Genomic DNA, 13,937 nt, shown 5'->3' with positions numbered 1-13,937 from the left:
CGGCGCGGGCCTCCGAGATCACGGACCCGCGTCGGCGGCTTGCGGCAGTGCGCGAATCCCCTGTCGATCACCGGACGCGGCTGCCCGTCGGCGGTGTGACGAGGGTTTAGCCGGTCAGAGGTCGAGTACGTCGACCGGGGCCCGCCTGCCCCCGGCCTCCGGTGAAGCCGAGGGCGACGACCGTACCGTGCCGGCGGAGGAGGTGGACGAGTTCGCCCAGGCGCGGGCCGCCGACCGGATCGAGGGCGAGGTCTACACCCTGGCCGTCCGTCAACTTGACGATGAGACAACGAGCTCCGGCCGGCACTTCTGCTCGGCCTTTTGGGCGGCCGCGTGCACCCGACTTGGCCGGCGCCGCAGGCCATCCAGGAGCTGTGGCGGGACGTCTTCACCGAATGGTTCCCCTCGAACCCGTACCGCAGCCGCTCCGGCCCTGAGATCCTGCGCATCCGGGTGTCGCCGGACAAGACCGAGGCTGACGCCCAACTCTGGCTCCCGGTGGAGCCTGAGCACCGCTGAACCAAGCACTCAGCCCCCGGCGCGGGCAGGAGCGAGCCCTTCGGTTGGCCTTCGGGACCCGCAGTCGAAGGGCTCAGGTGCGTCGTGGTCGATGTCGAGGGCACGCTGCGCTCCGCGAGTGTGCGCGGCGTTCCGCCGGTGAACAAGCGGCGTGCCGGCACCCAGCACGGCGGGGGCTCTCCGCAAGCCGGGTCCTGTCACGACCTGCGGGATCGGACGTCGATCACCAGGCTGATCGAGAAGGCGGCCAGTACGAGCAGGCCGCCCAGGACGGTCAGTACGGCGTCCCCGAACACCCCCAGGGAGAGCGTCACCGCCAGGATCGCCAGCGCCAGGAAGACGGCCACGGGGATCTTCCAGTCGTCGCCGACGATGAAGTCGTACCAGAAGCGAGCGAAGGCCTTCAGCAGGTTCATGGGGTCTTCTCCTCGACGGTGCCGACGGCGGCGGTGTGCGCCGGGGTGGGACGGGAGGTCCTTGTGAGGGCCCTCACCCACACCCTGCTCAGCAGGAACCAGGCGGCCAGGAGGACCAGGATCGACAGGTCCTGACCGGGCCAGTGAAGGCTTGCCCGGCCGGCGCGGAAGAGGCCGATGCCCTCGACAGCCCAGAAGGTGCCGAAGGAGGCCAGGAGCAGGCCCACCCCGTACTTGAGCAGGTTCTCGTCGATCATCGAGAGCGGCCGGCGCACGGCGAAGGCGATGCCGAGGACGGTGACGACCGCGCCGGCGGCACCGAGGCCCGCGGCGGGCACGTTGTGGGCGTTCAGCCCGAACGTGATCACGATGAAGACGACCTCCATGCCCTCCAGCAGAACGCCCTTGAAACAGACCATGAAGCCGAACATGTCGAGCCGGCCGGCGCTGTTCCCGGCGGCCTTGGCCGCCTCGGTCTCCTCGCGGTAGATCGCGTCCTCGTCATGCGTGGCCTTACGGCCCGACGACCGGAGGATCGCCTTCCGCAGCCACTGCAGCCCGAACGTCAGCAGCAGGCCGCCGATCACCAACTGGAGCGCCGCCTCCGGGAACCAGCGGCCGAGCGCATACCCGGCGATCGACGTGAGTACCGCGAGCACCGCCAGGGCGGCGGCCACTCCTGCAAGCGCCGAGCGCCAGCCGCGGGTGAATCCCATGGCCATGACGATGGTGCTCGCCTCGACCATCTCGACGAAGCAGGCCACGAACGACGCCGCGACGAGTCCCCAGGTTGCCGCCTCCACGGAACACCTCCCTGTTGCGAGAGGGCATAGCTCAGATACCCCGATCGAGGCTAATTGCATGCAACGTAGTGCGCCGATAAGCATGCGCCGAGGAACGCCCAGGAAACGACAACGCTTGTCACTTTCTTACCCAGGTCTAGCAGCCCGACGCCGCTCATGGCGGTGGCAAAGACGATGCCCGCAGTGGTTCACAGCGACTCAGACGGGGCGTCGGTATCTCCGTGGGTCCGGGCATGGGGGCGTCTCGTCGATCGCGGTATGAACCAGTTGAGAGTGCCGGCGCCGACGCAGATCCGCGGAAGGTGTCGGCCAAGTAGCCCTCGTCGGTCACGACCCGCTCCGGCCGCGGGTGGGGCCGTCTCGGGCCGCCTGGCGGTCCCCTCGCGGCGTCGCCCAGGGTGCCCGCTTCAGTGATCTCTGCTCAGCCGAGTTTGCGTCGCAGTTGCAGGCTGTACAGCAGCAGGAGCGAGGGAGCGATGAGGACTGCCGCAACGCAGGAGACGACGAAGAGCACCCACAAAGTGGCCTGTGGGGCCGCCGCTTGGCCGATGGTCAGGTGAGTGCCGAGGAGGTAGGGATATTGGGCGACTCCCCACCCCGCGACGACGGTGGCGATCGCGATCGCCGCCAGGGTGCGGACGACGGGCGGATGGCCCCGTCGCAGCAAGAGCAGCGCGGTGAGACCGCACAGGGCGGAGATGACAAGGAGTGGCGCCCCCACCCTGCTCAACTGGTGGAACAGCCGCGGGGAGTCCGCACGCAGTACGAACACGCCTACGAGTGCCACCAGCCCCGCAACCACGCCTGCGCCGAAGGCCCGGTGGCGGAACGCCTTTTCCAGGCCGGTGTCGGATCGGCGCTGGGCTTGCCCGGTGAGGAACACAGCGGCCAGGTAGGCGCAGACGGTGACCGCGAGCACGCCCCCGAGAACGGAGGTCGGATTCAGCCAACTGGACAGAGCGTCGCCGTGCCCCGCCGAGGGAACACGGCCGGAGGCGATCCCGCCCGCGATGGTGCCGAAGAAGAACGGGGTGAGTACCGACGAACAGGCGAAGGCGGCACCGCTGATCCACTCTCCCCGGCTTTGGGCCAGCGCATGGCGGAAGGCGAAGCCCGCTCCCCTGGCGACGATCCCCAGAGCCGCCAGGCCGAGAGGGATGTAGAGGGTGGTGGTGATGGCAGCGAAGGCCTGTGGGAAGCCCGTCCAGAGGGTGACCAGGCAGAAGATCAGCCACGTGTGGTTGGCTTCCCACACCGGGCTGATGGAGAGGTTGATCAGCTCCCGGGTGCGGCGGCCCCGCGTGGCTCCGCCGGCCGTGAGGTCCCAGAAACCGGCCCCGTAGTCGGCCCCTCCGAAGAGGGCATAGGCGATGACGCCGACGAACAGGACCGCGGCGATCAGAGTGCTCATGCGTCATCGCCTCCGACGGCGTGCCCGCTCGTCGCCGGAGTGGTCTCGGGACCGTACGGGACAGCCACGGCGTCGGTGCCCTGTTCCGACCATCGGTGGTGCATGGTGCGGAGCACGAACAAGGCGCCGGCGCCCACGCAGATGTAGATAGCGAGGACCGTGGCGAACAGCGGCCACAGGTTGCCCTGTGTGGCGACCGCGTCCTTTGTCAGCAGGAGTCCCACGACTGTCCAGGGCTGGCGGCCGACCTCGGTCACCACCCAGCCGCTCCACAACGACAGCAGCGCGATCGGCCCGGCGACGGACGACAGGCGCAGGAACCAGCGGTACGTGGGTACCTCGCGGCGCCGCCACCACAGCCAGCCGTACCACAGGGACAGCAGGAGCAGGAGGCTGCCGGTGGCGACCATGACGTCGAAGCTGAGGTGTACGACGCTGACCACCTCGTCCGCGGGGCGTACCGCGGCCGGAATCGCGTCGAACCCCTTGATCGTGGTGGAGGGGCGGAAGCCGGCGAGGATCGAGGCCACGTCGGGAATCCGGATGCCATAGCGCACCTCGCCGTTGACGAAGATGCCGCCGACGATCTCCGGGATGTGACTGCCGGTCGTCGGCACCATCTCGATGGCGGCGAACTTGGCCGGTTCCCTGTCGAACACCTGCCGGGCGATCGTGTCCCCGACGAGGAACTGCAGCGGCATGGCGATCGCCGCCACCGTGAACGGCACCTGGAACCCCAGCCGGTGATAGTGGTCCCGGCGTCCCTTGAGCAGCCCCCACGCGTACACGCCCGCGACCATGAAGCCCGCGACGATGTACGCCGCGAGGAGCATGTGCACCATCTCCCACCAGAAGGCGCCGTTGAAGAAGACCTTGGACGGGATCACGTCCACCACACGCCCGTCCTTCACGACGACGCCGGCCGGCTGGTTCATCCAGCTGTTCGCCGCGATGACGGAGACCGTTCCCCCGACGCTCGCCAGGGTGACCACTACACCGGTGAAGAAGTGCGGCCAGGGCGGGAGCCTCTTCCAGCCGTAGATGTAGATGGCCATGAAGATGGCCTCGAGGAAGAAGAAGAGCCCTTCGATGGCGAACGGAAACCCGAACGCCGGCCCGTAGTTGCCCATCAGTCCCGGCCAGAGCAACCCCAACTCGAAAGTCAGTACAGTGCCCGACACGGCTCCCACGGCGAACAGTACGGCGGCCACCTTGGACCACCGCTGGGCCAGGAGGAGCGCCTGGTGATCGTCGCGGCGCAGGGCCCGGTAGTGGCAGATCAGCATCATGAAGGTGAATGCGACGCCGAAGGGCACCAGAATGATGTGGAAGCCCAATGTGAACGCCATCTGCTCACGCGCAGGAAGGAGTTGTGGCGGGTCGGCAGCTCCGACCAGCGCAGACAGCACCATGAATTCACTTTCGGCTCGAGTGGCGGCTGACGATTCGTTTGTCGCGATGGATACGGGCTGCTGATGCCGGCATCCAAGCGCAAAGGAAACCGCGCCGGGTGGCGAATTGGCGAAGGCGGAGGTTCCGCCGAGGTCAGAGGGCGGCGGTGCGGCGTGTCTTGTTGCGCAGGAAGGATCGCGGAACGGTCATGCGTTCGACTCTGTTGAGCGGTTGTGAGGGCTATTGCGACGATGCTTTGCCTTCTGTGGTCGATGGTAAACAGCCACCCGGCGGCACAACCGCTCCGGCAGTCGCCGGTTTCGGCGATTCCTTCTGCGGTGTCAAGCGGCGGCGCCAATCAGCGGTAACGGCGAGCGTTTCCCAGCACGCCCCGGGTCAAGGCAGCGGCTGCCGAGGCCACCGGAGGGCCGGCCGCTCGGCGACTCACCGCGGTGAAATGAGCGAGACCTGAGCGGCGCGCCGACCTCGCTGATGACTTCGGGACGCCCCTCAACGGATCAGATAGGGCGGCTGATCGCGGGAACCGCCAGAGCCCGATGGGCGAACCAGCACGGCTGGGCGCGGCCCCCAGGCAACTGCGCGGACCCCGCATCTGCCAATGACGTCGGCCCCCTTCCGACGCGACCTCAGGTCCGCCAGTGGCAGGCGAGCGCGAAGTCCACGGTCACGGCAAACGTCACATACATGAGCCACAGGCCGGTCACCACCCGAACCAGGCCCAGCGCGCGCTCGGCGAGTGCGACGCCGATCGAGGCGAAGAACTCGGCGACGTATACGCAGAACAGGCCCATGAATACCAGGCCGACCGGCCAGTCCCCGACCTTGAAGAACACGGTGGCGCCCAGCGCTGAAAGAACCATGTAGGCCACAGAGAGCCCCGCGTTGGGGCGCGGATCGTTGCCGCGGTACCGGTTCCACCCGATCGCGAACCAGTGGATGCCGTACGCCGAGAAGGCGAGGGGCGGCCATGTACAGCGGTCCGTTCTTGAAAACCTCGAACCAGGTGAGCCCGACGAAGAGGATCACGCGGGCGCGGGCTGGATACCCGTCGGCGGCACCAGCGAGGCGGCTCCGATGTTCGCCGCACTGATCGCCCTCGCCAACCAGGAGGCCGGAACCCGACTCGGCGCCGTTCACGGCGCGTTGTACAACCTGGCCACCGTCCCCGGTGGTGGGGTCGTCGACATGACCATCGGCGGTAACGGTCCGGACGGCTACCAGGCCGTCAAGGGCTACGACATGGCCTCGGGGCTGGGCACGGTCGACGCCTCAGTGTTTGTACCCAAGCTCGCTGCCGCGGTCACCGGTCGAGGGGCCGTCGCGAACGAATGACGTCCCCGGTGAGCCGGCTCTTCGTCGGGAAGCTCCTGCGGTCCAGCGGCCGGCTCAGCGGACGGCTATTTCGCACGTCAACGCCCTCGCCACCGCGGCTGGAGCCCGGAGCGGGACGCCGTCGTGGCCCTTGCACCACATGGCAGCAGGCGCACTCGCCCGCGGCATGGGCACCTTCTCCAAGCACAGGGCCGAACGCCGGCGGGTCGCCCCCTTCTGATCCGCAGGAGCCGCCCGTCGCGTGTGCCGTCACGCCGGTGACGTCTCCGGCAGGCGGCGCTCGAGTTCGGCCAGCCTCGTGCGCAGTGCCTTCTCTGTGTTGCGCCGCTCCGTCACCTCGCGCATGATCGCGGAGATGCCCACGAGACGGCCGGTCTCGTCTCGCAGCAGGGCCACCGTGAACTCGATCGAGACGCGGTGGCCGTCCCGGTGGGTGGCCGGCACGCCGAGCAGCTTGTCGCCGTATCGAGTTCGGCCGGTAGCCGCCGTGTGCCGGTAGCCCTTTCCGTGCCGCTCCCGAAGTTTCTCCGGGATGATCAGGTCGAGGCTGTGGCCCACGGCCTCGGCCGCGGTATGGCCGAACATGCGTTCTGCTCCGCTGTTCCACACCCGGATGATCCCCTCCGGGTCGGCCACCACGATGGCCTCGGACGACTCGCGCACGATCGCTTGGGCCAGCCAGGCGTCCGGCTCGCCGATGTGCGCGGTGCCGGGGTTCGCGTGTGTCGACGAGTCCTCGTTCCCGGCTACCGCATTGTTGTCGCCCACGGCGTTTCTCCCTCCTCTTGGCGCGCCGCCCGAGGGTCCACCAGTGGTGGGCATGTGCCGGGCGCGCCTTCTCGTTGATCGGCACCGTCGACAGTATGGCGTGCTCGCCTTGAATAAGGAATACTGCATACAATGTCTCTCGGTGTGGGGAGGAGCCGGTCCATGCTGTTCCGGCAGCTCGAGTACTTCGTGGCGGTGGCCAGGGAGAAACACTTCGCGCGGGCAGCCGATGCCTGCTATGTCTCTCAGCCCGCACTGTCGATCGCCATCGCCAAGCTGGAACGGGAGCTGAACGTCACCCTGATCAACCGGGGGCACAACTTCGAGGGCCTGACCCCGGAGGGCGAGCGGCTCGTCGTGTGGGCCAAGCGGATCCTCGCCGAGCACGACGCGTTCAAGGCCGCGGTGGCCGTCATGCAGTCGGGCATCACCGGGACGCTACGGCTGGGCACGGGGCCCACCGTTTCGACCACGACGGCGCTCCCGGTGGCCGCCTTCTGCGCGATGCACCCGCTGGCCAGGGTGAAGGTCTGCTCCCGGCTGTCCTCCGCGGAACTGGTCCGGCAGCTGCGCGACTTCGAACTGGACGCCGCCATCGCCCACTTCGGGCCCGACGACCGGGAAGGCCTGGACGTGGTGCCGCTGTACGAGGAGCAGTACGTGCTGCTGACACCCGGTGAACACCTGGTGCCCCCGGGCCCCACCATCACCTGGGCGGAGGCGGCCCAGCTGCCGCTGGCACTGCTCTCACCGGACATGCGTTTTCGCCAGTTCATCGACAGCGCCTTCGAAAACGCCGGGGCGAGGGCGACCCCCCAGGTGGAGACGGACTCCGTCGCCTCTCTCTACGCCCATGTCGCCACGGGCGCTTGGGCGAGTGTCGTCCCGCACACATGGCTGAACGCCATGCCGGTGACCGGCGGGACCAGAGCCGTCCGGCTGGTCGAGCCGGATGCCAGGGCGCAGATCTCGGTGGCGATCCACGCGGCGACTCCCGGTTCGGTCGCGGCCAGGGCGTTCCTCGACATGGCCGCGGGGCTGTCATTGGACGAGGTTCTCGTACCGGAGTGGTCGGACCGCGCCGCCGTAGCCGGCACGGCCGAGGAACCCCACGACGGGCAGTTGGCGGAACTCCGCGGGTCGGGCTGACCCCCGGCCAAGGACCGGCTGGGAGCCTCCCACGCACTGCCGTCGGCCGGTGCCAGCGAGCGCCCCGTTGCGCGAGCCGCCGCTCCGCACCCGCATCGATAAACGCCGTAAATCAGCTGGTTGGCAAAAGATCTTGGACGCGCCGTCCCCATGGCGCGGAAGGTGAAGCACAGAAGACGAACCGCGCGACCCTCTAGGGAGGATCCGGACCATGACGGACGCTGTCACGCAGGACACGGGGGCGGAGGGCGCCGACGAACCGGCTGCTTTGACCGACGGGATCCATCTGGTGGTCGACGCACTCAAGCTCAACGGAGTCGAGACCATCTACGGGGTCGTCGGCATCCCGATCACCGACCTGGCTCGTCTCGCGCAGGCGTCGGACATCCGCTACATCGGTTTCCGGCACGAGAGCGACGCCGGGCACGCCGCGGCGGCGGCCGGGTTCCTCACGCAGAAGCCGGGTATCTGCCTGACGGTGTCCGCGCCCGGCTTCCTCAACGGCCTCGTGGCGCTCGCCAACGCCACCACCAACTGTTTCCCGATGGTGCAGATATCCGGGTCCAGTGAGCGGCACCTCGTCGACCTCCAGCGGGGCGACTACGAGGAAATGGATCAGCTCGCGGCGTCCAGGCCGTTCGTCAAGGCGGCCTACCGAGTACAGCGGGCCGAGGACATCGGGCGCGGCATCGCTCGCGCGCTCCGCACCGCGATCTCCGGCCGTCCCGGAGGGGTCTACCTGGACATCCCGGCCGCGGTGCTGGGCGAAATCGTCGACGCCGAGAAGGGCGCGGCTTCGCTGTGGGAGCTCGTCGACCCGGCGCCGCGCCAGCTGCCGCAGCCCCAGGCCGTGGACCGCGCGATCGAGCTCCTCGCCGGGGCCGAGCGGCCGCTGGTCGTGCTGGGGAAGGGCGCCGCGTACGCGCAGGCGGACGACACGATCCGGGAGTTCGTCGAGAGCACCGGAATTCCCTATCTGCCCATGTCGATGGCGAAGGGCCTGCTGCCCGACGACCACCCGCAGTCGGCGGCTACCGCGCGCTCCCTCGCGCTGCGCCGGGCGGACGTCGTCATGCTGGTCGGCGCCCGCCTGAACTGGCTGCTCGGCCACGGCGAGGCGCCCCAGTGGAACCCGGACGCGAAGTTCGTCCAGGTCGACATCGCCGCCACGGAGATGGACAGCAACCAGCCCATCGCGGCCCCGCTCGTCGGTGACGTCGGCTCGGTGATGGAGGCACTGGTCGAGCGGAGCAAGCCGGGCCGGATCGCGGCCCCGGTGCAGTGGCGCGAGGAACTCGCCGCCCGCTCCACGCAGAACGTCACCAAGATGGCCGGGCGCCTGGAAGCCGCCAAGGCAGCGCACCCGATGAAGTTCCTGGGCGCACTGCAGGTCATCCGTGACGTCCTGGAGGAGAACCCGCGCGCCTACGTCGTCAACGAGGGCGCCAACGCCCTGGACCTGGCCCGCAACACGATCGGCATGCAGGTGCCGCGGCACCGCCTGGACAGCGGCACCTGGGGCGTGATGGGCATCGGTATGGGCTACGCGATCGCCGCAGCCGTCGAGACCGGAGAACCGGTCGTCGCCATCGAGGGCGACAGCGCCTTCGGCTTCAGCGGCATGGAGATCGAGGCCGTGTGCCGCTACAACCTGCCGATCGTCACCGTCGTACTCAACAACAGCGGCGTCTACCGCGGCGACGACCCCTCCGCCAACGCGGACCCGGCACCCACCGCCCTCAAGGCCCGCCACGACCTCATGATCGAGGCGTTCGGCGGCAAGGGCTACCAGGCAACGACGCCCGCCGAGGTCGAAGCCGCTCTCCGCGAGGCCCTGGCAGCAGGTGTGCCGGCCCTCATCGACTGCGTGATCGACCCTGCGGACGGCACGGAGAGCGGCAACATCGCGCACCTCAACCCCAAGGGCATCACGGCCAAGCACTGACCACGTCCCGTCACCACCACATCAAGTCGATTCACGAGAAAGCTACTGAACATGACTGAACTGCCCCTTTCCGGGATCAAGGTCATCGACTTCACCGGGGTACAGGCCGGTCCCGCCTGTACGCAGATGCTCGCCTGGCTCGGAGCCGACGTGCTCAAGGTCGAGCGCACCGCCGGCGGCGACGTGACGCGCAATCAGCTGCGCGACATCCCCGACGCCGACGCGCTGTACTTCACCATGCTGAACAGCAACAAGCGCTCCCTGGCCATCAACACCAAGTCCCCCGAGGGCCGGGAGGTCATGGAGAAGCTGATCCGCGGGGCCGACGTCCTGGTCGAGAACTTCGCACCGGGCGCCATGGACCGCATGGGCCTGGACTGGGAGACGCTCCAGGAGTGGAACCCGCGCCTGATCTTCGGCTCCGTCAAGGGCTTCAACGAGGACTCGCCGTGGAACGACCTCAAGGTCTACGAGAACGTGGCCCAGTGCGCCGGCGGTGCCGCCTCGACCACCGGTTTCTGGGACGGCCCGCCGACCGTCAGCGGCGCCGCCCTCGGCGACAGCAACACCGGTATGCACCTGCTTATCGGTCTGCTCGCGGCGATCATCGACCGTGACAAGACCGGCAAGGGCCAGAAGGTCGCGGTGTCCATGCAGGACGCCGTGCTCAACCTGTCCCGGGTCAAGCTCCGCGACCAGCAGCGCCTGGACCGGGTCGGCTACCTGGAGGAGTACCCGCAGTACCCGAACGGCGAATTCGGGGAGGCCGTGCCGCGCGGCGGCAACGCGGGCGGCGGTGGCCAGCCCGGCTGGGTGCTGAAGTGCAAGGGGTGGGAGACCGACCCCAACGCGTACATCTACTTCACCATTCAGGAGCAGAACTGGAAGCGGACCGCCGAGGCCATCGGCCGGCCCGAGTGGGTGGACGACCAGGAGTACAGCACCGCCAAGGCGCGCCAGGCCCACATCTTCGAGATCTTCGAGGAGATCGAGAAGTGGCTGGCCGACAAGACGAAGTACGAGGCGGTCGACATCCTGCGCAAGTGGGAGGTGCCCTGCGCGCCCGTGATGAGCATGAAGGAGATCGCGGGCGACGAGGCGCTGCGCAGGAGCGAGACGGTCGTTGAGGTCGAGCAGAAGGGCCGCGGGACGTACCTGACGGTCGGTAGCCCGATCAAGTTTTCCCGTTTCAAGCCCGACATCAAGGGCGCTCCGCTGCTCGGCGAGCACACCGACGAGGTCCTGAGCGAGCTGGGCTACGACGCGAGTGCCATCGCGGGGATGCGCGACAAGCAGGTCATCATCTGAACCGTCGCGTGACGGAGCCGGCCCGGACCCTTGGTCCGGGCCGGCTTCCTGCTGTGGTGGGTACGCTGGGGCGGTTGTGCGGTGCGCGGCACTTCGCCGAGACGCTGCTGCGCCAGTGGCACGTCTGCGAGGACGACAGCTTCACGGCGGCCTGGTCGTCGACGAGCCGGCGGCCAACGCGGCCGAGTACGGCCATCGCCACATGGCGCTGTGCCTCAGCCTGGACACGGATCTCCTGCACATCACGGTGCGCGATCACGCAGGAGGCGTCCGGGTTGCTGATGCCGTGTGCGGCGAGCAGGCCGATGCATGAGGCGATGTAGCCGCCGAGGTCGACGATGAGGTCGTAGAAGGCCTCTTCGTCGTCGTGGAAGAGCTGGACCATGAAATCCGCGGTCTGGTCCGTGCCGGTGGGGCCCGTCAGCAGCGTCTTGAGCATCTCTACGAGCGGGGTGCGCGGAAAGCCGTGGACTGTGGCGGTCTTCTCGAAGTCGGCGATGATGGCCGCCGTGTCACGATCACGTTCCTGGGCGAGCCAGGAGGTCAGCCCCGCCGCTGCCACCCCGGCGCCGATCGCGAGCATGTTGACGTTGTCGGCGCCGCCAGTGGCCAGGTCGGCTTCGGCTGCCTGGATGACGACCTGGCACACGGGCGAATCCGCGCGTACCCGGGCCGTCTTCGTGGACGGTTCGAGGGATGCACGCGCCAGGTCCATGACGGGGTCTTGGAGTGACGTCATATGGTCATCTTTGTCTCTTGGTCGACCACTTGGGGGCTGAATGCATGAGCTCCGTACCTGCGTAGACCACCCTTATGAATAGCTCGGTGGCCGGTCATGGGTTCTGGTCTGGTGCTTTGCGTGGCGGACATGTCCGTGACGGGTTAGGCCGTGTCCGGTGAATCGTCATTCCGTGGAGCCAGAGCCGGACGGCGGCGGCTGTGACCGTGCCGTGGAAGTCGTGGCGCGCTTGTCGTAGCGCCTCGCGTGAGGCCGGGTCAGGGCCGGCAGATCCCGTGCTCCCAGGCCCAGGCGGCGATGCCGACTCGGTTGCGCACCCCCAGCTTGCGCTGGACGCTCGCGACGTGGTTCTTCACCGTCCCGGTGGCGATGAAGAGCTGCGCCGCGATCTCGGCGTTGGTGCTGCCGTCGGCCAGCAGCGTCACGATCTCCCGCTCACGGTCGGTCAGCGGCTCCGCTCCTTCGTCCGGGTCCGTCACGGTCGGACCGGCGGTGAGTTCGCGCAGCAGCCGGACCGTGACCTGCGGACTGATCAGGGTGTCCCCGACCGCCGCCGCGCGGACCGCCTCGATCAGCAGGGTCGGACCCGATCGTTTGAGAAGGAAGCCGGCGGCGCCGTTTCGGAGCGCGGCGTGCACGTACTCGTCCAGGTCGAACGTGGTCACCACGACCACCCGGAGCGGGACGGCCACGTCGGGGCCGGCCAGCAGGCGGGTGAGTTCGAGCCCGTCGACGCGCGGCATGCGGATGTCGGCGAGGACCACGTCCGGCCGCAACTGCCGGGCCAGCTCGACCGCGGCGCCGCCGTCCGCGGCCTCGCCGACGACCTGGATGTCCGGCTGGGCGTCGAGGACCATCCGGAAGGCACTGCGGATGCTCTCCTGGTCGTCGGCGAGCAGGACGCGGATCGGGCCGGTGCTGGTCGGTCCGGTGCTGGTCGGCGCCGTGGTCGTCGGGGCGTTGCTCATCGGGGCTGGGCCTTTCCGGGGCGGAAGGGGGTGGGGAGGGAGGGTCGGCGGGTGCCTCGGTCGCCTGCGAGCGGCAGCTCGGCCGCCAGGCGCCAGCCGCCGCCGGGGCGGGGCCCGGCGGTCAGCGATCCGCCGAGCGAGGCCACCCGCTCGGCCAGGCCGGGCAGCCCCAGCCCACCGGCCCGGTCGCCGCGCTGCTGCGGCCGTCCGGCCGAGGCGCCGTTGCTGACGTCGACGGTGAGTGCGGACGCCGACCGGTCCAGCGTCACGGTCACGTCGGCTTCCGGCGCGTGGCGACGCACGTTGGTCAGGGCCTCCACCACGATCCGGTACGCCGTGCCGGAGACCTCGCGGGCGACGTGGTCGAGCAGGCCCGGGGCGAGGGCGAGTTCGGTCCGACCCGCGCTCGACTCGCGGAAGCGCCGGACCAGTTCGGGCACCTCGTCCAAGCCCTTGACCGACTGCCGGGGATCGCCGTTCTGCTGGTCGTGGAGCATGTGCACGGTGCGGTCCATCGCGGCCAGAGCCCGGAGCCCGGCCTCTTCGACCCGCCGCAGCGCGTCGAGCGCGACACTCGGATTGTCCAACCCGAGGAACCGCCCGGTCTGCGCCTGCGCGACCATCTCGCTGACGTCGTGGGCGACGAAGTCGTGCAGGTCCCGGGCCAGGTCCAGGCGCTGCCGCCGCCGGGCCTCGGCCACCGAGCTGACCCGCCGGGCGTCCAGCACCCGCAGGTACACCCCGCCCGCCGCCGCGCCGGTCGCCAGCAACGACCAGAAGACGCAGGCGCCGACGATGCCGCGGACCGAGTCGGTGCTCCAAGCGCGCAGCACCCACAGGGTCACCGCGAGGTGGGCCAGCGTTGCGGCCGCGATCGCCTGCGGCGGCGGGGCGTGGCGCGCGGTCGGCACCAGCACGGCGAGCAGGGCGACGGCTTCCAGCGTGCCCACCGTGCCCGGCCCGGGGCCGACCGCTCCGGACGGATGAGCGACCGTCACGACGAGCGACACCGCGGCGGCGGCTCCGGTCGCCCAGGCGATCAGCGGACGCGACCGCGACCGGCCCGCGAAGACGAGCAGCGCCGCCGCGCCGGACAGGACGGCCGGGACCATGATGGTCAACACAACCCCGACGGTACGCGTGCGGGCACCGGCGCGCCTGTGCCT

The 13,937-nt window shown here is 69.2% G+C and carries 13 protein-coding genes and 1 pseudogene; 5 read left to right on the top strand and 9 right to left on the bottom strand.

Translation table 11 applies throughout. From position 1 onward, the window contains the following. Nucleotides 1-348: 348 nt before the first annotated feature. Nucleotides 349-519: pseudogene (locus ABZ396_RS23350) on the top strand (GyrI-like domain-containing protein); the annotation flags it as partial. Between the two features lie 197 nt (nt 520-716). Here ABZ396_RS23350 and ABZ396_RS23345 read toward each other — a convergent pair. The 5 genes from ABZ396_RS23345 to ABZ396_RS23325 form a co-directional block, all read right to left on the bottom strand. After that, nucleotides 717-935 carry a hypothetical protein gene (locus ABZ396_RS23345; RefSeq protein ID WP_358916762.1) on the bottom strand — a complete coding sequence of 73 codons (219 nt, stop codon included), beginning with the start codon at nt 933-935 and terminating at the stop codon, nt 717-719. Continuing rightward, nucleotides 932-1,738: a hypothetical protein gene (locus tag ABZ396_RS23340; protein ID WP_358916760.1), complete on the bottom strand. Its 807-nt coding sequence runs from the start codon at nt 1,736-1,738 to the stop codon at nt 932-934. Before ABZ396_RS23340 ends, ABZ396_RS23345 begins: the two co-directional genes overlap by 4 nt. 421 nt (nt 1,739-2,159) lie before the next feature. Beyond that, nucleotides 2,160-3,149 (bottom strand): cytochrome d ubiquinol oxidase subunit II, encoded by a 990-nt coding sequence (locus ABZ396_RS23335; RefSeq protein ID WP_358916758.1) that lies wholly within the window; start codon nt 3,147-3,149, stop codon nt 2,160-2,162. Continuing rightward, the gene (locus tag ABZ396_RS23330) at nt 3,146-4,561 is read right to left on the bottom strand and encodes a cytochrome ubiquinol oxidase subunit I (protein ID WP_358916757.1); all 1,416 of its coding nucleotides are present in this window, start codon (nt 4,559-4,561) and stop codon (nt 3,146-3,148) included. Before ABZ396_RS23330 ends, ABZ396_RS23335 begins: the two co-directional genes overlap by 4 nt. 627 nt (nt 4,562-5,188) lie before the next feature. Beyond that, on the bottom strand, nt 5,189-5,422 hold the full coding sequence (locus tag ABZ396_RS23325; RefSeq protein ID WP_358916755.1) for a hypothetical protein: 234 nt from the start codon (nt 5,420-5,422) through the stop codon (nt 5,189-5,191). Between the two features lie 37 nt (nt 5,423-5,459). On the opposite strand from ABZ396_RS23325, the gene ABZ396_RS23320 reads away from it, so the two are divergent. After that, nucleotides 5,460-5,894, top strand: a complete 435-nt coding sequence (locus ABZ396_RS23320) for a hypothetical protein (RefSeq protein WP_358916753.1) — start codon at nt 5,460-5,462, stop codon at nt 5,892-5,894. Nucleotides 5,895-6,143: 249 nt separating this feature from the next. On the opposite strand, the gene ABZ396_RS23315 is transcribed toward ABZ396_RS23320, so the two are convergent. Next, a complete protein-coding gene (locus tag ABZ396_RS23315) occupies nt 6,144-6,662 on the bottom strand; it encodes a PAS domain S-box protein (protein ID WP_358916751.1) in 519 nt (172 codons plus the stop codon). A 162-nt stretch (nt 6,663-6,824) separates the two neighbouring features. On the opposite strand from ABZ396_RS23315, the gene ABZ396_RS23310 reads away from it, so the two are divergent. The 3 genes from ABZ396_RS23310 (at nt 6,825) to frc (ending at nt 11,064) form a co-directional block, all read left to right on the top strand. Further along, on the top strand, nt 6,825-7,811 hold the full coding sequence (locus tag ABZ396_RS23310; RefSeq protein ID WP_358916749.1) for a LysR family transcriptional regulator: 987 nt from the start codon (nt 6,825-6,827) through the stop codon (nt 7,809-7,811). Nucleotides 7,812-8,022: 211 nt separating this feature from the next. Beyond that, the gene (gene oxc / locus ABZ396_RS23305; RefSeq protein ID WP_358916748.1) at nt 8,023-9,756 is read left to right on the top strand and encodes an oxalyl-CoA decarboxylase; all 1,734 of its coding nucleotides are present in this window, start codon (nt 8,023-8,025) and stop codon (nt 9,754-9,756) included. 51 nt (nt 9,757-9,807) lie between these two features. Continuing rightward, a complete protein-coding gene (gene frc, locus ABZ396_RS23300) occupies nt 9,808-11,064 on the top strand; it encodes a formyl-CoA transferase (RefSeq protein ID WP_358916746.1) in 1,257 nt (418 codons plus the stop codon). On the opposite strand, the gene ABZ396_RS23295 is transcribed toward frc, so the two are convergent. From ABZ396_RS23295 to ABZ396_RS23285, 3 genes are all read right to left on the bottom strand, one after another. Next, nucleotides 11,057-11,803, bottom strand: a complete 747-nt coding sequence (locus ABZ396_RS23295; RefSeq protein ID WP_358916744.1) for a hypothetical protein — start codon at nt 11,801-11,803, stop codon at nt 11,057-11,059. The genes frc and ABZ396_RS23295 overlap by 8 nt on opposite strands. 257 nt (nt 11,804-12,060) lie before the next feature. After that, on the bottom strand, nt 12,061-12,771 hold the full coding sequence (locus tag ABZ396_RS23290; protein WP_358916742.1) for a response regulator transcription factor: 711 nt from the start codon (nt 12,769-12,771) through the stop codon (nt 12,061-12,063). Then, nucleotides 12,768-13,895 (bottom strand): ATP-binding protein, encoded by a 1,128-nt coding sequence (locus ABZ396_RS23285; protein ID WP_359185697.1) that lies wholly within the window; start codon nt 13,893-13,895, stop codon nt 12,768-12,770. The genes ABZ396_RS23290 and ABZ396_RS23285 overlap by 4 nt, the downstream gene beginning before the upstream one ends. Nucleotides 13,896-13,937 lie beyond the last annotated feature (42 nt).

The sequence above is a fragment of the Streptomyces sp. NPDC005866 genome, from assembly GCF_040629895.1.
Lineage (GTDB): Bacteria > Actinomycetota > Actinomycetes > Streptomycetales > Streptomycetaceae > Streptomyces.
Note: the sequence above shows the minus strand (reverse complement) of the source record. Positions and strands in the feature narration are given on the sequence as shown.

Excerpts from the sequence above, each read along its gene's own strand:
- oxc (WP_358916748.1), top strand. The coding sequence starts at position 8,023 with ATGACGGACGCTGTCACGCAGGACACGGGGGCGGAGGGCGCCGACGAA.
- ABZ396_RS23310 (WP_358916749.1), top strand. The coding sequence starts at position 6,825 with ATGCTGTTCCGGCAGCTCGAGTACTTCGTGGCGGTGGCCAGGGAGAAA.
- ABZ396_RS23290 (WP_358916742.1), bottom strand. The coding sequence starts at position 12,771 with ATGAGCAACGCCCCGACGACCACGGCGCCGACCAGCACCGGACCGACC.
- frc (WP_358916746.1), top strand. The coding sequence starts at position 9,808 with ATGACTGAACTGCCCCTTTCCGGGATCAAGGTCATCGACTTCACCGGG.
- ABZ396_RS23345 (WP_358916762.1), bottom strand. The coding sequence starts at position 935 with ATGAACCTGCTGAAGGCCTTCGCTCGCTTCTGGTACGACTTCATCGTC.
- ABZ396_RS23325 (WP_358916755.1), bottom strand. The coding sequence starts at position 5,422 with ATGGTTCTTTCAGCGCTGGGCGCCACCGTGTTCTTCAAGGTCGGGGAC.
- ABZ396_RS23295 (WP_358916744.1), bottom strand. The coding sequence starts at position 11,803 with ATGACGTCACTCCAAGACCCCGTCATGGACCTGGCGCGTGCATCCCTC.
- ABZ396_RS23330 (WP_358916757.1), bottom strand. The coding sequence starts at position 4,561 with ATGGTGCTGTCTGCGCTGGTCGGAGCTGCCGACCCGCCACAACTCCTT.
- ABZ396_RS23335 (WP_358916758.1), bottom strand. The coding sequence starts at position 3,149 with ATGAGCACTCTGATCGCCGCGGTCCTGTTCGTCGGCGTCATCGCCTAT.